Annotated in this window: 18 protein-coding genes; 11 read left to right on the forward strand and 7 right to left on the reverse strand. The window is 63.9% G+C overall.

The window, feature by feature from the left end; genetic code table 11:
• Positions 1–1,685, reverse strand: a 1,685-nt coding sequence (locus VKP62_03330) for a PilT/PilU family type 4a pilus ATPase (GenBank protein MEB3196214.1), incomplete at its 3' end; no start/stop codon positions are given.
• An 87-nt stretch (positions 1,686–1,772) separates the two neighbouring features.
• Positions 1,773–2,810 carry an FHIPEP family type III secretion protein gene (locus VKP62_03335; protein MEB3196215.1) on the reverse strand — a complete coding sequence of 346 codons (1,038 nt, stop codon included), beginning with the start codon at positions 2,808–2,810 and terminating at the stop codon, positions 1,773–1,775.
• Positions 2,811–2,938: 128 nt separating this feature from the next.
• On the opposite strand from VKP62_03335, the gene VKP62_03340 reads away from it, so the two are divergent.
• Positions 2,939–3,799, forward strand: coding sequence for a hypothetical protein (locus tag VKP62_03340; GenBank protein ID MEB3196216.1), 861 nt, complete (start codon positions 2,939–2,941; stop codon positions 3,797–3,799).
• A gap of 54 nt (positions 3,800–3,853) precedes the next feature.
• On the opposite strand, the gene VKP62_03345 is transcribed toward VKP62_03340, so the two are convergent.
• Entirely contained in the window at positions 3,854–4,609 is a 756-nt protein-coding gene (locus tag VKP62_03345) for a hypothetical protein (protein MEB3196217.1), read from the reverse strand.
• Between the two features lie 78 nt (positions 4,610–4,687).
• On the opposite strand from VKP62_03345, the gene allB reads away from it, so the two are divergent.
• From allB to uraH, 4 genes are read left to right on the forward strand one after another with little or no spacing between them, the layout of a single operon-like run.
• Positions 4,688–6,061: an allantoinase AllB gene (gene allB / locus VKP62_03350; protein MEB3196218.1), complete on the forward strand. Its 1,374-nt coding sequence runs from the start codon at positions 4,688–4,690 to the stop codon at positions 6,059–6,061.
• 32 nt (positions 6,062–6,093) lie between these two features.
• On the forward strand, positions 6,094–7,107 hold the full coding sequence (gene alc / locus VKP62_03355; protein ID MEB3196219.1) for an allantoicase: 1,014 nt from the start codon (positions 6,094–6,096) through the stop codon (positions 7,105–7,107).
• Between the two features lie 2 nt (positions 7,108–7,109).
• Complete coding sequence (uraD, locus tag VKP62_03360) at positions 7,110–7,607, forward strand: 2-oxo-4-hydroxy-4-carboxy-5-ureidoimidazoline decarboxylase (protein ID MEB3196220.1); 498 nt, start codon at positions 7,110–7,112, stop codon at positions 7,605–7,607.
• Positions 7,604–7,954, forward strand: coding sequence for a hydroxyisourate hydrolase (gene uraH, locus VKP62_03365; GenBank protein MEB3196221.1), 351 nt, complete (start codon positions 7,604–7,606; stop codon positions 7,952–7,954). The genes uraD and uraH overlap by 4 nt, the downstream gene beginning before the upstream one ends.
• Before the next feature lie 70 nt (positions 7,955–8,024).
• Here uraH and VKP62_03370 read toward each other — a convergent pair whose 3' ends face one another.
• Both VKP62_03370 and VKP62_03375 read right to left on the reverse strand, forming a co-directional pair.
• A complete protein-coding gene (locus VKP62_03370) occupies positions 8,025–9,098 on the reverse strand; it encodes a tetratricopeptide repeat protein (GenBank protein MEB3196222.1) in 1,074 nt (357 codons plus the stop codon).
• Positions 9,099–9,216: 118 nt separating this feature from the next.
• Entirely contained in the window at positions 9,217–10,674 is a 1,458-nt protein-coding gene (locus VKP62_03375) for a phosphoenolpyruvate kinase (GenBank protein MEB3196223.1), read from the reverse strand.
• Positions 10,675–10,902: 228 nt separating this feature from the next.
• Here VKP62_03375 and VKP62_03380 point away from each other — a divergent pair, with 228 nt between their 5' ends.
• Genes VKP62_03380 through VKP62_03390 form a run of 3 tightly spaced genes read left to right on the forward strand, consistent with a single transcriptional unit; the run spans position 10,903 to position 14,348 of the window.
• Entirely contained in the window at positions 10,903–12,465 is a 1,563-nt protein-coding gene (locus VKP62_03380) for an ABC transporter substrate-binding protein (GenBank protein ID MEB3196224.1), read from the forward strand.
• A gap of 2 nt (positions 12,466–12,467) precedes the next feature.
• Entirely contained in the window at positions 12,468–13,388 is a 921-nt protein-coding gene (locus tag VKP62_03385; GenBank protein MEB3196225.1) for an ABC transporter permease, read from the forward strand.
• 12 nt (positions 13,389–13,400) lie between these two features.
• The gene (locus VKP62_03390; GenBank protein MEB3196226.1) at positions 13,401–14,348 is read left to right on the forward strand and encodes a hypothetical protein; all 948 of its coding nucleotides are present in this window, start codon (positions 13,401–13,403) and stop codon (positions 14,346–14,348) included.
• Positions 14,349–14,525: 177 nt separating this feature from the next.
• Here VKP62_03390 and VKP62_03395 read toward each other — a convergent pair whose 3' ends face one another.
• Complete coding sequence (locus VKP62_03395) at positions 14,526–15,251, reverse strand: response regulator transcription factor (GenBank protein ID MEB3196227.1); 726 nt, start codon at positions 15,249–15,251, stop codon at positions 14,526–14,528.
• Positions 15,252–15,257: 6 nt separating this feature from the next.
• Entirely contained in the window at positions 15,258–15,668 is a 411-nt protein-coding gene (locus tag VKP62_03400; protein ID MEB3196228.1) for a thioesterase family protein, read from the reverse strand.
• Between the two features lie 206 nt (positions 15,669–15,874).
• Here VKP62_03400 and VKP62_03405 point away from each other — a divergent pair, with 206 nt between their 5' ends.
• The 3 genes from VKP62_03405 to VKP62_03415 all read left to right on the forward strand — a co-directional run bounded on the left by VKP62_03405 (position 15,875) and on the right by VKP62_03415 (position 21,376).
• Positions 15,875–18,178, forward strand: a complete 2,304-nt coding sequence (locus tag VKP62_03405; protein MEB3196229.1) for a hypothetical protein — start codon at positions 15,875–15,877, stop codon at positions 18,176–18,178.
• Positions 18,179–18,329: 151 nt separating this feature from the next.
• Positions 18,330–20,465: an NHL repeat-containing protein gene (locus tag VKP62_03410; GenBank protein ID MEB3196230.1), complete on the forward strand. Its 2,136-nt coding sequence runs from the start codon at positions 18,330–18,332 to the stop codon at positions 20,463–20,465.
• Between the two features lie 32 nt (positions 20,466–20,497).
• Entirely contained in the window at positions 20,498–21,376 is an 879-nt protein-coding gene (locus tag VKP62_03415) for an N-acetylmuramoyl-L-alanine amidase-like domain-containing protein (GenBank protein ID MEB3196231.1), read from the forward strand.
• Positions 21,377–21,446 lie beyond the last annotated feature (70 nt).

A 21,446-nucleotide genomic window follows, 5' to 3' on the forward strand; every position in this document is an offset into this window, starting at 1 on the left:
GCGTGTTCACGCATCAGACGGACCAGTTCATCCGGGTTGTCGGAGTTGGCCAGGGCATCGTCCGCTGAGATGACGGCATTGCAGTAGTGCTTGAACAGGGCCTGGTTCTGGCTCTGCATGCCGTCGTATTCGCTGGTGCGGAGAATCTGGTAAAGCGCATCGGTGTTGCCCTTCTGGATATGGGCTTTGGTATTTTCCCCTCGCGCATTGGGGGTGACCAGAAAGATCTCGAGCGAAGCCACCCGCCCTGGCTTGTCAGCCCTGGGAATCAGGCGCTGGGCCACGCTGGCCTTCAGCGCACTGGCCAGTTGGAGGCGCACACCCTCCTGTTCGTGAGGAGGAAAGGTGTTGATCAACCGGTTGATGGTCTGAATGGCGTCATTGGTATGCAGGGTGCTCATGACCAGGTGGCCCGTCTCTGCCGCCTTCAGGCCCGACGTGATGGTCTCGGCATCCCGCATCTCCCCGATCAGGATGATGTCAGGCTTCTGCCTCAAGGCCCCGCGCATCGCATTCGAAAAGCTCATCGAATCGACCTCCATCTCCCGCTGGGTGAAGATGGCCTGCTTCGGCTCGTAGACGAATTCGACCGGGTTCTCAAGCGTCAAGACATGGATCCGCCGATTGCCATTAGCGAAGTCAATCAACGCTGCCAGGCTGGTGGTTTTCCCGGAACCCGTCTGACCGGTGATCAGAATCAACCCCTGACGTTCGAAAACGGTCTTCTTCAGAACGGCAGGCAGGCCAAGCACCTCGGCCGGCAAGATCTCATTGGCAATCACCCGCAACACCATCCCGGCTGCCCCTTGGGCCTGGTAGATGTTGCAGCGAAAACGACCGATACCCGGAACGGGGAAGGCAAGGTCCATCTCCCGTGATTCGTCAAAAATACGACGCTGCTTCTCCGACATGAGCGACTCGACGTAATAGCGCGTCGTCTCCGGCGTCAGCACCCCAAAATCCTCAAAGGGAGTCACCTGCCCGCGCAACACACCACACGGCGGATGTCCCGCCTTGATATGAATGTCTGCACAGCCGTATTCCACGAGGTGAGCCAGCACGTTGAACAGCGGGTGAATGCCTGCCGACTGCTCCTGCGGCGTCGGTTCGAGCGGCACGTAAGGCTCGGGCGTTCGCCGAGGAACCGGGTACACACGTTCCCACTGCGCCAGTTCGTCAAGGACCTCCCCTGGCACGTCAAGCTGGGTCAGGATTTTTCGAACCGCCGCGGCATCCAGCTGGACCTCGGCATCCCCGAAGGGACTGTTCCCCATGTTCCTCAGGGGCTCCAGCGCGAGGCCGCTCGCGTGATGGGTCAGATTGTGCGCGATCCGGGCCGGAATCTTGAGGTCGGCGCGGGTCACCGGATTGACGATTTCCACGTAGACCCCCACCACCGACTCCCGGCATCCCTCCATCTTGCAGGGCACTTGCTCCTCCGCAAAATGGATCACTTTGTATGGATGCTTGGCCTCGCGTTGGCGAGTCACCACCGCTTGGAGGGCGTCCCTGCGCAGCGCCCGAAATTCACCATCCGTGGTGCTTCGCGATAAGCGAGGGGCCAGTTCCTCGCGCAGCAAGTCCGCCAGGACCGGCACCGCCGCCAGATAGCGACCGGTCGCCGCCATGGCAGGTGCCTCGCAGGGCAATTCGGCAGTGCTTACCAGTTGGCCCGATGCTGACACCTTGTCTCCTTGCCGGCCGATCTCACCCGACCCGAGCGTATTCCCCAATGTCCTCGATTGAAGAACCTTTGTAAACCAGTCAGAGGCTCATTCGATCTCGCCATCCGGGGGCAGGGCCAGCGCGACCCGAACGATCCGAACGAGTTGTTGGGTGGAGAAGAATGGCAAACGCCGGCCCAGACGCTCCATGTCGGGTGGCAACATCGTTCGCGCAGCCAAGCCACTCAGGACGGCCTGCTGCAGAGCCTCGAGCATCTGCGGCAGAGGGCGTAGCGGTAACCCCTGACGCAACAGGGTCCGGAAGACGCGCAGCAACTCCGGCACGGACACATAACGTTCCAGTTCACGCTGGTAGCCTGCTCGACTCGCCTCCAACAAGAGCGGCACCAATGCCTCCTCCGTCAGGAGAGCGTCGAGCGAATTTCGCACCACGTGACTCACGTGGCGCTCGACCCAGGCCAGCCAATGCAATCGTTCCAGGCCCTCTGGGGGCACGGAATGAGGGCCGACCGGCATCCAGGCGGACCAGCCCAGGCCCGTGGGTTGCATCTGCCATCCCAGGGGCACCGGGGGGCGCGGGCCATCCAGGTCGGCCAGAATACAATCCAGGCCAGGATAAGCTACCCCCTCCGCCACCGTGCGGCCCCAGATCCGGATCTGGTAGGCGTGGGTCGCCAGGTTGCCATCGAGACGCGTGGCCAGCGAGGGCAGCAGGAATCCCGCCTGCTCGGACAATTTCAACCGGGAGGCCTCAAACCAGGCTCCCGTAGGGGCCTGCGCCTGTTCCGCCCAGCGAGCCTCCTGGTCGAACAGATCACTGCCAGCGGCCCAGAGCAGCGGCTTTTCGACCAGGTGAGCCAATCCGTCCAGGGTCGGAAGCGGGGGAGTGTCCCAGATTCCCGTCTCCGCCGGAATCTCCTCATCCGGGGTCTCCAACGACCAGGGATGCTCAGGCCACAGGTTCAGCGGCGCCAGCTGAGCTTCCAAGCTTGCCAGCATCAGCGGCGAATGTCGCCGGGCGTAGGCGACGAACCCCAGGGAGGACATCGCCGCATATTCGCCAAACAGATAGGTTCCACGTTCACGGCCGTAGCGAGCAATCAGGCGGGACAGGGGGTGCTTCACGAAGGGCCTTACAGAAGGTGGGAGCGCTGGGGCAGCGGGCCCGGTCCGGCAACGACTCGGTTCATCCGCCAACCAGATGGGTATGACCCCAGTACACCCGCAAGTCAAGGGGGACTGGGGGAGCGTGCGTGGACTCCTACCATAAGGAAAACCCGAAATCGGAGAAGTCCAAACCCGGAGGGACAGGACGCCTGTCGCCGGAGTCTGCTGGTTTGGACACCTTCCAGTCGTCCCGCACCGCCCCGCTCCAACGTTTGTCGGGCACGCGGCGCCTGGCATCGGGAAGCCTGGACCCGGTCCAATTGACCGCGCAGGTGCAGACTGAGGTTGAAAACGGGGATCTCCTGCTCGGCAAACTCGAACCTCGCCTGCGGGTGCTGCAACGTGCGGTGGATATCTTGCAGCGCCCCCAAGAAGCGTCCCGCCTGTGTCAGGGTATCAGCAGCGGCGAGGCCGGCTTCACCCAGCAGGTGGCGACCATGCTGGGACGCGAACCAAACGCCCTAAGGCAGGTGCAAGTCGCCCTCTACCAGTGGAACCAGGCCAAACAGGGACTGGAGACGCTGAAGCAGGCGCTGGAGGGGGCGCTGAGTTACCCGGAGGTCGCGCGCGGCCGATACCTGGAGGAACACTGCCAGCTAGAGAAGCTGCGCGGCCAGTTCTTCCCTCTGACCAACCTCCACGTGGTGTTCAAGGACAATCCCCTCCTCGCCCAGTTGATTCCAGCACCAAAGGCTGCAGCCGACCCGTCGACGGGTTCACCCGCCGCTCGGCCAGCCACCGGGAGCTTGCCTGATATCGGCAGCGCGCGATTTCCGAAGGCCCAATCAGCACCGCTTTCTCAAGCCGGTGTTCAAGCAGAAGTGTCGGCAGCGGACGCGGCCGTGCAGGAGGCCTTTGCGGGCATCAAGCAGGCGACGGGGAACTTGAAGGATGCGCTGCTCGGCTTCTTGGGTGGGAAACCTAAAAACCCTCCACCGCGATCCTGACAAGAAGCCAGCACGCACAGGGCCTGAAATGCCTCGCTCCGCAAGGCGGCCCCATCAGCGCGAGGCTTGGGGCTCCCGACGTTCTGTGGGGCCCAGCAGGCCCGAGGGGAGATACGCGGCAGCGGCTCGTTGGATGTCAACGTCGATGCCTTGGGCCAGCGGGTCGATCGGATTCCCGACTGCGACGGCCGGTGACAGCGTCTTGCTGCGAGCATCCACCGTGACGCGCACGCCGCCATCGTAGAGTCGCCATTCCGGAGCCCCTCCCTGGCTGCCCAGCAAGATGGCCCGCGAGGGGGTGAAAGCCCGGGGAAGGCTCCCTACTGGTGTCGACGAGGGCAAGGGAGCTTGTCGCGCAGCCGTGATCGCGCTGGCCGCATTCACGGGCATCTCATCGGGCAAGGCGGCAAGTTGGCCGGCCAGTTGCGGGTAATCGGCCACCTCGGAATACTGGGCGATCGCCTGAAATCCGAAATGGCGCGCCACGAACACAGCGGGGTTGCCACTCGCGGCGCGAGACGGCGAGGTGTACACGTTGGCGGAGGCCGTCCACGGCGCCAGCCCGCCGGAGGTGCTGTAGACCCCCATCACACGCACGGCGTCGGCGGCCCATTGCTTCGCGCGGCGATGGTCTTCGGCCAGAAGGCGTGGTTGGTCGGGCGCCACGGCAGAGACGGAAACGGGCTGCTGCGGTGCCAGGCGCTTACCGGCTTGGGGAAGTCGGACAATCGGCGCGGGCGCCGGGCGGCCACAAGCGGTCAAGCAAAGGCTGGACGTCAGGAAGAGGGTGAGTGAGGCCAGCGAGCGCATAGGGAACCTCCGGGGCGGGTACTGACATGCTTGTCGGCCACGCGCCGCGGAAGTGACGTTAAGAAAAGGATAAGCCGCTTGTCTTTTTCAGTAAATCTCGACGCCGACTCCGCCCGGAGTGAGTCGCACGCCATTCTGTCGCGCCGCATCCTCACGCCTGAGGGATGGCGATCGGGCGCCGTGTTGGTCACAGGTGAACGCATTGCGGCCATCCGCGACGCCGAGGAGGTTCCCACCGATCTCCCGGTGTATGACGTCGGGGATGCCGTCCTGACGCCTGGGGTCGTGGACACGCACGTCCATCTGAACGAACCAGGGCGCACCGAATGGGAAGGCTTTGCCTGCGGAACCCGCGCCGCCGCGGCCGGCGGCATCACCACGCTGGTCGATATGCCCCTCAACAGCATTCCTGTGACCACGACGCTGGCGGGCCTGCAAGCCAAGCAAGCCGCTGCACAAGACCATTGCTGGGTCGATGTGGGTCTTTGGGGCGGCGTCGTGCCTGGCAATCTGGAACAGCTGGGGCCCATGGCGGAGGCCGGCGTGCTAGGTTTCAAGGCCTTCATGTGCGATTCTGGCATCGAGGAATTCCCCGCGTCGTCGGAAGTGGTTCTGAGGGCGGCGATGCGCGAACTGGCTCCCTTGGGAGTTCCATTGCTGGTGCACGCGGAGCTGGAGTCGGCAGGTCCCGCCGCGGTGACGGCTTCTCGCGACTACGCCACGTTCCTGGCGTCGCGTCCGGCCGCCATGGAGGTGGCGGCGATCGCCGTGCTGGCCCGCCTTTGCCTGGAGACGGGTTGCCGCGTTCATATCGTTCATCTGTCAGCGGCTGATGCCCTGCCGGTGATCGCGAAGGCCCGCGAGGTCGGCGCGCCGCTGAGCGTCGAAACCTGTCCCCATTACCTGACCTTTGCTGCAGAGGAGATCCCGGACGGCGCGACGGAGTTCAAATGCATCCCGCCCATTCGCGAAGCGAGCAATCGCGAGCGCCTGTGGCAGGCCCTGCAGGAGGGTGTGATCGATTTCGTGGCGTGTGACCACTCGCCCTGCACCCCAGCCCTGAAGCAACGAGAGCTCGGGGATTTCCAGGCGGCCTGGGGCGGAATCGCCAGCTTGCAATTCAGCTTGATGGCGGTCTGGACGGCCGCACAGGCGCGGGGCATCGCCCTGCCTCAGGTATATGACTGGCTGGCAGCGCGCCCCGCCGCATTTTGTCGACAAGGCCGCCGGAAGGGGGCGATCGCCCCCGGGCTGGATGCGGATCTGGTGGCCTGGCAGCCTGATGCCCCCGTCTTGGTGCAGGCCGACCGGCTGTTCCATCGGCATCCGACCACGCCTTATCTGGGTAGAGAATTGCGTGGAAGGGTCGACGCGACCTGGTTGCGTGGTCGCCGGATCTATCACGACGGCGCGTGCGTCGAACATCCGATTGGACGCTTGTTGAGGCCGTGAATGCGGGACACCGATTCCAGCAAGGAGGTCAGATGCCCTCGGAATTCACCGACCTGATCGATCTGGCAGCCGAGCGCCTGGGCGGAGCCGCGCTGTTTGCCAACGATGAATTCTTCGCCGAGAAAGAAAACCTGCTCAAAGCGGGTCGCGCGATCTTCATCCCGGACAAGTACACGGAACGCGGGAAATGGATGGATGGCTGGGAAACCCGTCGAAAGCGGGGGCCCGGTCACGATTTCTGTGTGATACGCCTGGGTGTGCCCGGACGGATTGCCGGCTTCGATATCGACACGCAGCACTTCCTGGGCAACTTTCCGGAAGCGGCGGCCGTGGATGCTTGCGTGGCCTCCCCCGAGGCCTCCGGTGAAGCCCTGGTGACGCAGGCGGATTGGCAGGAACTCGTGCCGATGTCCCGCCTCGATGGCGGCAGCCAGAACCTCTTCGCGGTGTCGGACACCCGTCGTTTCACCCACGTCAGACTGCGAATTTACCCGGACGGGGGCGTCGCCCGCTTTCGCGTGCACGGGGAAGCCCGACCGGACTGGGCCACGCTGCTGGCATCTGGCGCTCCCTTGGACCTCGCGGCCGTGGAGCACGGGGGGGTCGCGCTGCTGGCCAGTGATATGTTCTTCAGTCATCGCAACAACCTGATCATGCCGGGCCGGGGCGTTCACATGGGTGACGGGTGGGAAACCAAACGTCGACGCGGCCCTGGACACGATTGGGTGGTGCTGAGACTGGGGCGCCCTGGGCGGATCACCAGGGCCGAAGTGGACACCCATCATTTCAAGGGAAATTTCCCCGACCAATGCGCGATCGAGGGCGCCAGTCTGCCCCATGACGCCCCGGCTGAATTCCTCGCGAGCCTCTCGATAGACTGGCGGCCCCTGTTGAAACCGACAGCATTGCAAGCGGACCAGGTCCACGTGTTCACGCAAGAACTCCTTCCTGGTGGCCCTTACAGCCACATCCGCTTGAACATCTTTCCCGATGGCGGCGTGAGTCGGCTGCGCCTGTTCGGCCACGCAACGGAGGAAAGGGTTTGACCTTGGACGAGTTCAACGCGGCGCCCCGGCAGGCGGCTATTGAAGCGTTGCAGCGCTGCTGCGGGGCCACCACTTGGGTCCAAGCGATGGTTCAGGCGCGGCCCTTTGCCGACCTGCCCGCCCTGCTCGCGCAGGCCGATAGCAGTTGGGCTCGATGTGGGGAGAGCGACTGGCTGGAGGCCTTTTCCCACCACCCACGCATCGGCGACGTGGCATCCTTGCGGACAAAATTTGCCGATACAGCCAACTGGGCGGAATCGGAGCAGGGGGGAACCCGCTGTGCGGACCAGGTGACCCTGGAAGCGCTGGCAGCGGGCAATCACGACTATGAGGCGCGCTTCGGTCACATCTTCATTGTCTGCGCCACGGGCAAGACGGCCGGCGAAATGCTTGAATTGCTGCGAACCCGTCTGGACAATCCGCTTGAAATAGAACGTCCCCTGGCCGCCACCGAACAGCATCGAATCACCCGACTGCGCCTGGAGAAATTGTTCACGTGAAGACTGCCTGCACGCTTTCGACCCACGTTCTGGACACCACGTCAGGTCGTCCCGCGGCCGGCATCCCCGTGTCTCTCGACCGCCTGGGCGAGGCGGGACCCGTTTCCATCTGTTGCCACAGCACCGATGCGGACGGGCGCGTGCGCGCCTTCGGGACGGAGGGCGCTCGTTTCGACTCCGGCACCTATCGCCTGCGTTTCGACACCGCCGAGCATTTCCGCTCCCAGGGCACGACCGGCTTTTATCCCTACGTCGAGATCGTCTTCTTCATGGAAGACACCGGCGGTCACTATCACGTGCCGCTGTTGCTGAGCCCCTATGGATACACCACCTACAGGGGCAGCTGACCCCCGAGACCATCACCCACGAAGAGCACTGCTCTGCGGTCGCGCGTGAATCGCCGAGCCGTCGGTGCCCTCAGGGCTGAGACCCTTTCCGCTGGGTCAGCAGGCGTTTGTCGGCATCGGCGAGCTGTTTCGGCGACATGCGGAGTTTCAGGGCGGCCAGATTGTTGCGGGCATCTTCATCGCCGCGGTCCGCAGCCAGTTGATACCAGACAAAGGCGCTGACCATGTCCTTGGGCACGCCGTCGCCTTCTTCAAAGGCCAGGGCCAGGTTGTATTGCGCCGAAACATCGCCCTGTTGCGCAGCCCGGGTATACCAGCGAGCGGCCTCGCCCTTGTCCGGCTTGACGCCTTCTCCCTTGGCCAACATCAATCCCAGATTGAATTGCGCCTTGGCATTCCCTTGCTCCGCCGAACGGCGATACCACTTGACGGCCTCGGCGTTGTCTTCGTTGATGCCCTCTCCCTCGTCATACATCAGACCGAGGTTGAGTTGCGCCTTGGGGTGTCCCCGCTCAGCGGCCTTGCGATACCACTTGAGGGCCTGGACGTTATCCTCTTGGACATCGTCTCCCTCATCAAAAATCAGGGCCAAATTGAACATCGCCGACACGTCACCGGCTTCCGCCGCCTTGAGGAACCAGCTGCGTGCCTCCGCCTTGTTCGCGGGCACCCCCTCGCCACGTGCGTGCATGATGCCCAAATTGAACATGGCCGCAGGGTCGCCTTGATTGGCCGCTTTCGTGTACCACTTGACCGCCTCGGCATTGTCTTCCGAGACGCCTTCGCCCTCGTCATACATGATGGCCAAGTTGAATTGGGCCCGCGTGAACCCCTGGTCAGCGGCCTTCCGATACCACTTCAGCGCCTCCTCATTGTTTTCCGGCAATTCCTCCCCCTGGTCGTGGAGAAGTGCCAGGTTGAACTGCGCCTCGGGGTTTCCACTCTCCGCGAGACGGCGCAACAGGTCGATCTTACTGGGGCGTCTTGAACTCGGCGCCGGACTGTTGAGACCGGGTGCGCCGACGGCCTGCTCGACAGCCACTTGCAGGGGAGCCGCCGAGACAGGTCTCGGTATCTGGCTACCGCAGAGCAGCAGCATCAGCAGAAGCAGGCGGTACGAGGACGGCAATGGGCGCGGTGACATCGATGCTCCGTCAATGGGACCGGGCCCCCCCCGGCGCGTATGTTGTACCCACCGCACTGGCCTCCTAGTACGCATGTCTCGCCTCAATTTTCCTTGGTCGTCTCTCGACGTGACGGAGTCATCCGGAGGGGTGGGCGCGGCGGTTGTCGAGAATCTTGACGAACGAACGTCCCCGCAATTCTTCCAGCGTCAGACCGGTCTGAAGGGCTTCCCCTTCCTCGATGGCGCCACAATTGATGCCGCGCAGAAAGAAATTCAACAGCCCTTGCCCGGTTGCCGCATCGTCGAACACGTCTCCGACCAGCGTGGCCTGCGCCGCCTTCTCGATGAAGTTTTTGAGTCGCACACTCGCCGCTTCCAGACCCTCGAGAAAAAAGGCATACACCGCCGCGTAGCGCGTGGGCAATTGCGCCGGGTGGAGATCCCAACCTTGATAGTAGGCATGGGCAAGTGAATGGCGCACGTGCGAGACGTGAAGGCGCCAGGCCCGATGCACCGTGCTCCGGTTTTCCGCCAGCTGCTCCAGGCTGAGGGAATCCCCGCGATGCGGGGCCACCGGCATGACATTGGTGGCGCCATCTGACAGATTGACCCCCGTTCCAGCCAGGGTCACCTGCATCACATGACGGGCGAAATCGCACACTGGATGGTCCATGCGTTGCTCGGCCGCCGTCACGTTACAGCCCGCCGTGTAGTCATAGGTTCCAAAGTGCGCTCCCACACAACGCCCGGCCGTTTCCCGCACCATGGCGGGCAGCGGCGAGTGTCCATCAGGACCCAAGATGGATTGCGGCGTCTCGACCATCAGTTCACAACGCAAGCTGCCCTGCGCCAGGTCCAGCGCCCTTTCCAGTTCACTCAACACCCGCACAAAGGCGGTGACCTGAGCCACGGAGACGACCTTCGGCAACGTGACGACAAAATTGGCCGGAAGCACGCCACCGGAGGTCCGGACCAAGGTGGACAGAAACAGGTCGAGGGTCCTGATGGAGCGGTGCTGCAACTCCGCGTTGAACGGCTTGATGCGAATGCCCAAAAACGGGGGTAACGTGTTAGCCGCCAAACCTTTGGCCGTTTCTTCGGCAGCCGCCACGGCCTGAAGGTCCTCTTCCACATCCGGGCGGATGCCGTAGCCGTCTTCAAAGTCGATCCGAAAATCCTCCACGGCCTCGCGTTCGAGTTTCTCCCAGACGCGCCGATAGATGGTCCAGGCCAGCCAAGCTGCGCGGTGGGTTTGCCGAGCCGCGTTCGGGTTGGCCGCCACGGCCGCCTCCAGCGCCGCCGCGCTGGCCAGGTCGTCAGGCAAGGAGTCCGCCCCGGGAAGGTCGATGGCCTTTGCAAAAACCACCGCATTGGGGGCGTATTCGCGCATCGCGGCCCGCGCTCGCTCCGCCATTTTCACCACGGAATCAGAGCGCCATAACTGGGCCCCACCATAGACCGTGTGAACGGGCTGGCGAACGGTCGAGTCGCCCGGGAAGAGGCGGGAGTGTGCCGCATTCGCGCGAGTGAGTTCAGCCTCAATCTCAGCCGTCAGTTCCGGACCCAGGGACGGGATTGGCACGGATGGATTCATGCGTCTCTCCTTTGGAAGAGATGGGCCAGCCACGCGGGAATTCTACCATGCCGGGCCATGCCGACCGTGGTACAATTCGGCCCATCTCACGCCGCGACAGAGGGCCATCCTGACGGTTGTTGGTTCTGCTTCTTCGTCCCTGAGACGGGGTGCCGCTTGTCCCGAGAAAGGCGTCCGCGCATGCCTTGGAAGTCCATGGGTCTCCGGTGCAAGCCTCCTCGGTGGAGCTTGCCAGTCCTTTGCCTGCTCTGGCTACCTGGTTGCGGGCTGGAGACAGCCGCGACCCGAGGGACCTTTCGCGTCGCGCTGCAAGACGACCCCCATTCACTTGACCCGGCTGTCGGTTACGACGTTCCCACCTGGTCGCTCGAGCATTTGCTGTTCGAAAGCCTGGTCACCTTTGGCAACGACCAACACATCGAACCAGCCTTGGCCTCCTCCTGGAGGCAACCCGATCCCCGCACCTATGTGTTCACCCTGAAACGTGCTCACTTTCACGATGGACGGCCCGTCAGGTCACGCGATGTGGTGGCCAGTCTCAACCGCTTGCTGGCCCCCTCGACCCGGTCGCCCGGTGCCACTTTCTACACCGGCATCGAAGGGGCGGACGCTTGCCTGACCGGGAAGGCGTTAGCCGCCACAGGGATATCGGCGCCAGACGATCGCACCGTGCGCATCGTGCTGAAGACACCAGACCCGATCTTCCTCCACAAACTGGCCATGCCCTTTGCCTCGGTGCTGCCCGAAGACGTGGCGGCCAAGGACGCGCAGCGAAAACCGGTTGGCACCGGCCCCTTCCGCCTGCTTTCTTGGCGCCGTGGTGAAAAAATGGTGTTTGTCCGCCATTCTCCCCCGCCGGCCAGTCCACCCCCAACTCGACTCCCAGCTCCCATCCAGCGCGTCGAGGTAGGTCTCGGCGTCCACGAAAACATCGAAGTCCTGAAATTTGAACGGGGCGAACTGGATGTCATCGGGGCTCTCAGAAACATCCCGGCGGCAGACTTCGTGCGACTGTCGCAGCAGACGCCAGCCGGGTGCCGGATGTTCAGGGGCAATGATGCCGCCGTGCAATACGTGACCATCAACGCCGAGATGCCCCCTTTCGACCGGCGTGAGGTTCGACGCGCCATCGCCCAGGCGATCGACAAGCAACGCATCGTGCAACTGGTCAACGGAAGAGGAACGCCCGCCGCCGGGATTCTTCCGCCTGGAATCCCCGGCTATGACCCGGACTTTCGGGGCTTGTCCCATGACCCGGCGGAGTCGCGACGCGCCCTGGTGAAAGCCGGCTACCCGAGTGGCTTTGCCGTGACTTACGGCTGCGTGGCCAATGACACCCAGCGAAAGGTGGCCCAGGCCATTCAGCAAGACCTCGCGCGCATCGGGGTCAACGTGACCATCAAGCCCATGGCCTTTCCCACCTATCTGCAAGCGAAGTCAACGCGGGGACAGGTTCAGATCGGCAGTGGAAACTGGTCTCAAGACTATCCCGATCCCAGCAACTTCCTGGTAACGCTCTACCACAGCAAGAACATCCGAGAGGTGGACTCGCTGAACGATTCGTTCTACCGTAACCCAGAGGTCGATCGTCTGTTTGACCTCGCCGAGAGGACTGCCAGCCCACGTGCGCGTTGGGAGAGCTTTCGACGGGCGGAGGCACTGATCATCGAAGACGCCCCGGTGGTGCCGCTGTATCACCCGATCAAGTGTCATCTGACAGGTCCGCGCGTCAGGGGTTATGGCCTGCATCCGGTTTGGGGACTGGATTTGACGGGTGTGGAGTTGAACTGAACATGCTGCAACGCGTCCTGGCACGCTTGGTCGGTGGCTTCGCGGTCTGGTTGGCCGTCGCCGCACTCACCTTCGGGCTCACCTACCTGGTGCCAGGGAATCCTGCCCGGATGATTGCGGGTCCACAGGCCGATCCTGCGACCGTCGCGCGCATTCAGGCTCAACTGGGCCTGGATGATCCCGTCTGGTTGCGGTTTGGTCGCTACATCTGGCAGGCCCTTCACGGCGACTTCGGCACATCCTACATCACGGACCAGGCGGTACTCCCCGCCATCTTGGAACGTTTTCCCGCCACGCTGATGCTCGCATTGGGCGCCATCTGTGTCTATCTTCTGCTGGGGGGAGTGCTGGGGATCTTGGCGGCCGTTCGCCCGGCCACCGTGTGGGATCGACTCGCTTCCACCTTCGCCATCGCCGGTTACTCCGTCCCCAGTTTCTGGATCGGCATGCTTTTGCTGTTGCTATTGGCTTATCGTTTCCCCGTCTTCCCACTCGGCGGTGCGGACACGCTCTGGCATCTTGTTCTCCCCTCCCTGACGCTCGGGCTCGCCGGAGCCGCGAGCTATGCCCGCGTGTTGAGACAAACGCTGGGAGAGGAACTGCGCAAGGATTATGTCAGGGCCGCAAGGGCAAGGGGGCTCTCTGAAACGCGGGTGGTGTTGGATCACGCCCTGCGCAACGCTGCCTTGCCTCTGGTCACCCTGCTCGGGCTCGATTTCGCCGGTCTGCTCGGGGGAGCGTTGCTGACCGAAAGTATCTTCGCCTGGCCGGGTATCGGAAATCAGGCCTATCGTGCCATCGACACGCTCGATGTCCCGATGATCATGGGGACGGTTCTGTTCGCGGCCACCATCATCATCGCCGTCAACGCGCTGGTCGACGCCTCTTACGCTGTTCTGGACCCCCGCTTGCGTGAAAGCTGATCGGAGGAAACCGTGCCAACCACCTTCCGTTTGTGGCTATGCATCGCTGTGGGACTAGGTTTTCCGCTCCTGACGCCAAGCGTGGAAGCAGCCACGCCCCCGTCGCTCGCGGCAGGACGTGGGGCGGGAGCAGGCATCACCCAGCCGGCCCCGGTTGTCTTTGAACGACAACTGGTCTGGCCTGCCGAAGGGCCGTACCGCTTGCGCGTCGAGAACGTGCGCGGCCGCGTCCTGGTCAGCCGCTGGGAGAAAAATGTGGCCGTCCTGCAAGTCACGCTGCGGGCCAGCCAGGCCCTGGATGCACGTGAGCAGAAGATCTTTGCCAGCGGTCGTCTGGACCTGGATGCCAGCGAGACGGGGGGGGCCTCCGCGACGGTGGCTTTCCCGGCCGCCAGCAGCCAATACCCGGCCGTCCTGAGCGCAGCGGCACCGCACATCGAGGTGGACTGGCGGGTCATCTTGCCACCTGAGACGGCGCTCGAGGTCAAGCAGGAGACCGGACCAATCGTGGCCACCGGCACCGATGGTCGATTGAACTTGTTCACACGGAGCGGCCCGATCCAGTTGGCTGGAGTCAGCGGACGCGTGGACGCGGGCAATGAACTGGGAGATGTGGAGGTGAACGGGCTGGATGGCGATGCCTTTCTGCGCTCTCATCACGGTCGGTTTCAATGCCGCGGAGTCAAGGGAGACCTCCAGGTGCTGTCCGGAACGGGGCACGTCGCGCTGGCCGTCTCCCCGCGCTGGATGGGTGAAGTGGCCTATCACACCGTCAGCGGAGAAATCCGCTCGGACCTGACCACCAAAGACACCGATATGCACCCCGAGGATCACGGCTACGTCGGGGTGCTGCAAGGATCCCAGACCTCATCCGGCCACTCACCCGCCTGCCGCGTGCAGGTGGACACAACGGCAGGAAGCCTGACCATCGCGACCGACCCGGCGGCGGACAGGCCATAGAGGGGTTGCGAGTGCCTGCCGAGGAACAGTCCGGTCCCACGCTCTCGGACACCCCCTCCGAGGGGCCTGACCAGACCGGCTCCTCGGCAGTCGCGGAGCATCACTGTCCCAATTGTATTTACCTGGACGACCCACTGAGCCCCGAGGGAGGCTTCTGGGCCTGTCAAAATCTCTGCGTCAGAGAGTGAGGGTGGATTCAGCTGGCGCCTCCACCCAGACGTATCCAAGGGCACGCCGGATCAGGCGCTTCGGCTGTTCTGGTGAGGACTCCAGTTTTTTTCGCAAGTTACGAATGTGCGTGTGTACGAGTTGCCGGCCACTCGACCCGACGGCGCGGCGCAGGCCGTCCTGCAGGATGCGGTCGACCCCGATCACACAGCCAGCTTCGCTGACCAGCAGTTTCAGAATCTCGAATTCGGACCCGGTCAGCGCGATCGAGCGTCCTTCGAATTGGACGGCGCGCTGGGCCTCGTCAAACGCGATGTCTCCACGCCGCAGCGACCGTTGCGTATCGCGTCTCCTCAGCCAGGCGCGCAGTTGCACGCGCACCCGATAGGTGAATTCCACCCCATCGAGCGGTAGCTCCATGTAATCGCTGGCCCCGACATAGAAGGCCTGGTATTTGCGGTCCTGCTCGCCCCGAGGCCCCAACATGAGGATCGGCAAGTCGCCGAGGCCTTCCTGGGCACGCAGTCGATGGCAGACAGCCAGGCCATCGAGTCCGGGTAGGTCCGTCGTGATAACGGCCAGATCAGGAATACGCTGCAACGCCCCGTTCAGGGCGTCGGGCCCCGTCAGGGCCTCACGTAATTCGCACGGGAGCGCGTCATGCAAGCGTCGCGCCACCTGGGCACGCAGGGCGCGGTCCGCGATGGCGAGTAAGACAAAGGGACCGCTCGACATCGTGCGTTAGCCAGAAACGGCCCCCACGGCCGCACGCAGATCACTCGGAATGGCCACGGGGCGACCAGCGCGGTCGAGGCAGACGTGAACGGAGCGTCCCTCCGCGATGGTCGTATCACCTTTCAACAGACTGTAGCTGAACACCAGGCTGGTCCACCCCACCTCGGACAGCCAGGTCCTCACCACCAGCGCGTCGTCGTAACGCGCCGGGGCCTTGTACTTCACCGTCAGCTCCGCCACGACCATGACGTGGCCGCCAGCCTCGAACGCGTTGTAGTCGAAGCCCTGAGCTCGCAAGAACGCCCCACGCCCCACTTCGAAATAGATGACATGGTTGGCGTGATACACGATGCCTTGGGCATCGGTTTCGGCGTAGCGGACGCGGATGGCCTCATCGACCGGGGAAGGCAAGGGCACGAAGTGAGTCCCAAAAAAAGCCGGAGACAGACGCCGTCAGCATATCATGCCTGGTCCCAGGCCCGTGCCCGCCGGAGCGCGAGGCCCGCCATCCTGGCGATTCGCCCATCCAGCATTCCGCGGGGAGAATAGCAGGCGGCTCGCGTGCAGGGTGAGGGGGACGGTAGACTGTTCGCGGAGGTTCCCGGTCGGAGGGGGCGGCACGAATGAAACGACCCAATTGGGGTGAACGCAGCGCGGACATCGGCGCAGGGCTGACGGTGGCCTCAATCGTGCTGGCATTCTGCCTGTTCATGACCTGGCGGGACGCCGGATTTTTCTGGCACGACGATGCGCAGAGCCTGTGGGTACCTCTCTTCTCTGACATCGAGCGCTCATTTCACCAGGGCGAGTGGCCGATCCTCACGCCCTACAACCGACACGGGACCTCGCTGCTGGGAGAATACACGCCGGGGCTGTTCTCGCCGTTGGTGCTGACAGGGCAAGCACTGGCTCTGGCGCTGGGGCGCAACATGCCCGAGGTGGCCGCTCTCTATGGCAGCTACTGGTTACTGCTGACGACCCTGGGCGCATTCTGTGCCTTGCGCCTGGAGGGAATCTCCCGCCCCCTGGCTGCGATGGCAGCTGTGGCCGTGGCCTTGAATGGCTGGAATTTGAACTGGGCGGCCATCGATTGGTTCCCCTACCAGGCTGGTTTTGCCTCGATGATGTGGTTCTGGGCGGCCGCGCTCTTGGCGCTGCGCTTCCCGGACCGTCGGCGTTATGCCATTGCGTCCGCTTTGGGAGTGATGCTGGTGGTCACGGCGGGAGAGCGCTACCTGGTCGCCATGAGTGGGGTGCTCACCATTTGGCTGTGGGCACGCGCCTGCCACCGTGGCTGCGTCAACGGCTCAACGTTGACCTTGGCCCAAACCTGGCTGTTCGGATTGGGACTTGCTGCCCCCGCATGGTTGACGCTGGGGCACCATTTCGCGGATTCAACGCGCGCAGATATTCCCCTCACCTTCGATTGGTTTCGCTCGGTTCCACTCGCCGCTCTGCCTGGCTTCCTGTTGCCCACGTTCCCGTCCCCGGACTACATCAGGCCAGCAGACGCGTACCGCCCCGCCGTTGAATTGTCGAATGGGTTCATTCCCGCTGCTGTGGTCCTGACGGCTTGCCTGAGACGGCCGCGGGGCAGTCTTCCCCACGTTGCCTGGCCCCTGTTACTGCTGGCGGTGGCTCTGGTGTTGGCCTGCGCACCGAGCCCCGACTTCACACGCTGGAGCTATCGTTGGTTGCCTCTGGCGCACGTGGCGATGCTGCTGACCGCGTCGCATTGGCTCATGTGGCACTGGGAGCGCAGCCCAGCTAGCTGGAATCAGAACGACTGGCTGGAGAGTCCCGCGCTGTGGGGATTACTCGCCCTGTATGGTTGCCAGCTCTTCGCGGGGGTTACCGTCGGGGCCCCTGCCAGTCTGGCCTGGGGCATCGCCGCGGTTGGTGTACTCTGGGCCGTCAGCGAACCGGCCGCCCGCCGAGGCCGCCACTGGGCCCGCTGGTTTCCACTTGCCGGCTGCGCGTCGGTCATCGTGCTCACCCATCTCCACCTCCCGGTAGCCCAAGATGTCCCGACCTGGCGGATGGCGCCAACCCTTCAGAGGCACCCTGCCTTTCAGACGACGCGGCGATATCTCTTGATCGGCGAGTTGGCGGACCTCTATCCCAAAGAAGGTCAGCAAACGCCCTTCGGCCAGATCGCGCTGATCGGAACCTTGCCCGCGCTGGCAGGGATTGAATTCGTCAACGGTTACTCAGCCGTGGGTCCCCGGGGCACGCAATATGCTTATGGGTTCAGCCTGGTGGGGCAGATGCAGGCACATCGGATCAGCTGGATGTTCACCCGGGGCCTCACGCCGGGTGGCCTGCTGGACCGAGGTGGCATCGACGGTCTGGTCGTGGCCCGCCTCACGCCGACCTCGACCCGCAGGCTGCAGCAACTGGGATGGGAACACGTGGCATCCGCACCTGACGGACAGATCTGGCATCGTCCTGGCCCTCCCAAGCCATTGCTCCGATGTTTCGGCGCCATTCAGGGAGTTCCATTTCGGGACCACCTTGCCTGGGACGTCGCACTGGCTGATGCCCGCGGCTGGCCCGCCGTGGATTCCGACCAAGGCCGGATCGTGAAAGGCGTCACGACCTTCGCCTCCCGTGAAACGCGCCTGATATCCCACCGGCGGAACGTGGTGACGTTTGACGTTGCTCCAGGCACTGCCCCCGCCATCATCGGCGTGATGCGGGGGGGAGGCGATGCCTGGCGAGCCCAACTCGGGGGTGAGGTCCTGCCTGTGGTGGCTCTGGATGGAAGCATTCCGGGCGTCATGATCCCCGCCGGTCGGGGAGGCCTGGTCACCGTGCGCTATTCGCCGGGAGGACTTGACTGGGGTCTTGCCGTGGCCGCGGTCAGTGCGGCGACCATGGTGGGGTGGAGCCTGCTGGTCACGCGGAGGAGAAGACGGCTGGCCTGATGTTTGGCCTGGCGCCGTTGACAGGTGTTCTGCTCTCGTCGGTTGAGTGAGGCGGATGGCGGGAATACGGGGTATGGGTTTGATGTCGCGTCGGCGACCCGAGTGACCACGGTGACAGAGCGATGACGGCCACATCCTGAAAGGGCCCGCCTTGACCAGCCATATCGAGCGAATCGCGCTATCCCTCACGGCGAGCTTGCTGTCGGCGTGTATCGCCTCCCAGGTCGGCCCTCGTCCTGACCTGACGACCAGCAAGGTGGCGGCCGCCAAGCCGCCCAAGGCGGGGGGGTTGATCGGCTTGGATGGCGCCACCCTGCGAACCGTCACGGGCGCGGTGCGAGTGCCCGCCTCCCTGAAACCCACGGCGGGAGTCAGTCTGATTTCTGAGCGGACCGCCGGCATCATTTCAGAGCGGTCGGCCGGCATCATTTCCGACCGGGGGGACAGGCCGACGGCCGTGCAAGCGAGGTCGGCGATGGGCCGCCTCGCCCCGGGTGACGCGGGGGCCGAGCGCATCTCGGCGCCAGAGAAGTTCCCGCGCCGGCTATTTCAAGCCCCAAACCTCGAGGAAAGGCTGGTGGCTGGCGCTCGCGTGTACCTGGCTGATGCAGCCGGTCAGCGCATCCTGGGTTTACCCGAGGCTGTCACCAATGCCAAGGGAGAATTTACCATCGCCAAGGTCCCCCCGGACTACACCTTCGTGGTGGTGGCGGAAATTCCCACCGAATCAGGGCGCACCGCTGCGCTGCAGACGATCGTGCGCCCGACGGCCATGGTGGTCGCCTCGAACATCGAAGCGGCCTCCACCCTGGTCGCAGCGGGCGTCCTGAGGGGGATCGCGGGACAGGACCTGGGGGCCTTCAACCCGGCCGATTTTCGAACGGCCGTGGAAACCACGCGGGACAACCTGCGACCGGAAGATATACCGGACCTCACGGACCGCAGGGCGGTGTTGCGCCGCATCAGCGAGCTGGTCAGTCGTATCGAAGGCCTCGAGGACAGCCTGGCTGACATGCGCAATGAATTGCGGAGCGTCCAAAAATCGCTCGATGAACTTAAAAATGATCTGTCGCAACGACCCGCGCAGCCAGCGGGAAGCCCCACGCCTCCCCCCGCTGCCCAGTCCGTCTCCCGCGACGCGCCAGTTGCGACTGCCCCGATCGACGCCAAAAATTCAGACGTGCCCGGCGGGGAGCAATCAGCGGCGGGACAAGTCCCCGTCGCGACCGGTGCGATCACGCTTCCAAAGCCAGTGACCAGCACGGAACCTACCCCCAGACCGACACCGGCGGCCACCACCACCCCTGCTGCCCCGGTCCTCTGGAAGGCACCGCTCGGCAAGGTCACCACGTTGGCGGGTTCCGCCCCGGGGACAGCGGTGGGCCCGGCCCAGACGGCCAGATTCTTCAGCCCGGAGGGTATCGCGCTCGGTCCGGATGGAAACCTGTACGTGACAGACACCAACAATCGCCGGATTTGTCGAATCAGCCCGGAAGGCCAGGTCTCGGTCTGGGCTGGTGGCACCCTGGGCAGTGTGGATGGCCCCCGCCTCTCAGCCAGCTTCGTGACGCCATCGCGGCTGGCCTTCGGGCCTGACGGCAGCCTTTACGTCACCGACACCAATGCCTGCCGCATCCGAAAAATCTCGCCCGATGGCATGGTGTCCACGCTGGCCGGTTCCAATGCAGGCTTTGCCGACGGCCCGGGCCTCATCGCCAAGTTCGATGCGCCCGTTGGATTGTCGGTAGCGCCCGATGGCACCGTGTTTGTGGCCGACAGCTTGAACAACCGCATTCGCAAGATCAGTCCCCAGGGAATCGTCTCGACGCTGGCGGGATCCCAGGAAGGTTACCTCGACGGGCCGGGGACAATGGCACAATTCTACAGCCCGTTTGACCTGGTTTGGCGACCGGATGGCGGCTTGATCGTGGCGGATACCTACAACGACCGGTTGCGGGCGATCGCCCCGGATGGGACGGTCACATCCTTGACGCGAGGCGAAATGGGGCTGCGCGACGGGCCTATCGCACAGGCACAATTCGCTCTGCCAAACGGACTGGCGCTGGCACCCGATGGCAGTCTGTACATCTCGGATGTCGGAAATGATCGGATCCGGGTCATCAGCGCCGACGGCCTCGTCAGCACCCTGGCTGGTTCGCTGATGGGCTTTGCGGACGGCCAAGGCAGTGCCGCCAGGTTCAACACGCCCTCAGGCTTGGCGCTGGGCCCGGATGGTAGTCTGTACGTGGTCGACCTCGATAACCATCGGATTCGCCTGATTCGCTGAATCACCTCAGAAGCGTCGTGGAACCTACCCTCATGTCACGCCTTGCCTCACTGTGCGCCTTGCTTTCGATCCTCGCGCTGCCGACGACCAGTCTGGCCTTTCCAGCCCCCTTGCCTCCCGAACAGGGCCAGTGGGCCAAACTGGTCGCCAACTTGCCGCGTGAGACCAACGTGGGCCGCCGCACCCATCAGGTGGGACGTGCTCTGCTCGGACAACCCTATCTCGCTGGTAGCCTGAATACTTTCCAGCCCTCCCACCAGGACGAACCGGTGGTGGCACGGTTCGATGGGTTCGATTGCGTCACCTTGGTTGAAACCGCCCTGGCGATCGCCCGAGCGGAGGATCTGGGAGAACGCTCCTGGAGTGCATTCAAACGAGAACTTGAGCGGGTCCGGTATCGTGACGGGCATCAGCGAGGCTACGTCAGTCGCTTGCATTACTTCAGCGAATGGCTTCGTGACAATGATCGACGCGGGATCGTTCAAGACCTCACGGCCAGTTTGGGCGGTGTCGAAGACCGGCGGCCCCTGAACTTCATGTCCACGCACCGCGCAGCCTATCGAAATCTGGCTTCGGATGCGACGTTCGCTGCCATCCAGGGAGTCGAAAGCCGCCTGAGCCAGCAGGCGCGTTGGGTCATTCCCAAGGCAAAACTCAGCAGCGTGATGCCCCTGTTGCAATCGGGTGACATTGTGGCCTTCGCGACGGACATCGATGGACTCGATGTCGTGCATACCGGGCTGATCGAACGGGGGGAGGATGGCGAGGTTCGTTTGCTCCACGCTCCCCAGCCCGGTGAGGTCGTCCAGGTCAGCCGAAAGAACCTGATGGACTACACCAGCGGCATCGCGCGACAGGTGGGGCTCATGGTGGCGCGGCCACTCCCTCCCGCGCGCACCGTTCAACCTTGAGCGGACCTTCCCAAAGGCAGGGGCCAGTCAGCGTCAATCAAACTCGCCGCGGGGCAGAGACAACGGGCCG

The sequence above is a fragment of the Candidatus Sericytochromatia bacterium genome, assembly GCA_035285325.1.
In the GTDB taxonomy this organism is placed as follows: domain Bacteria; phylum Cyanobacteriota; class Sericytochromatia; order S15B-MN24; family JAQBPE01; genus JAYKJB01.

Coding starts and splice junctions, on each gene's coding strand:
- VKP62_03345 (MEB3196217.1), bottom strand. CDS start 4,609: ATGCGCTCGCTGGCCTCACTCACCCTCTTCCTGACGTCCAGCCTTTGC.
- alc (MEB3196219.1), top strand. CDS start 6,094: ATGCCCTCGGAATTCACCGACCTGATCGATCTGGCAGCCGAGCGCCTG.
- VKP62_03370 (MEB3196222.1), bottom strand. CDS start 9,098: ATGTCACCGCGCCCATTGCCGTCCTCGTACCGCCTGCTTCTGCTGATG.
- VKP62_03375 (MEB3196223.1), bottom strand. CDS start 10,674: ATGAATCCATCCGTGCCAATCCCGTCCCTGGGTCCGGAACTGACGGCT.
- VKP62_03385 (MEB3196225.1), top strand. CDS start 12,468: ATGCTGCAACGCGTCCTGGCACGCTTGGTCGGTGGCTTCGCGGTCTGG.
- VKP62_03395 (MEB3196227.1), bottom strand. CDS start 15,251: ATGTCGAGCGGTCCCTTTGTCTTACTCGCCATCGCGGACCGCGCCCTG.
- VKP62_03405 (MEB3196229.1), top strand. CDS start 15,875: ATGAAACGACCCAATTGGGGTGAACGCAGCGCGGACATCGGCGCAGGG.
- VKP62_03415 (MEB3196231.1), top strand. CDS start 20,498: ATGTCACGCCTTGCCTCACTGTGCGCCTTGCTTTCGATCCTCGCGCTG.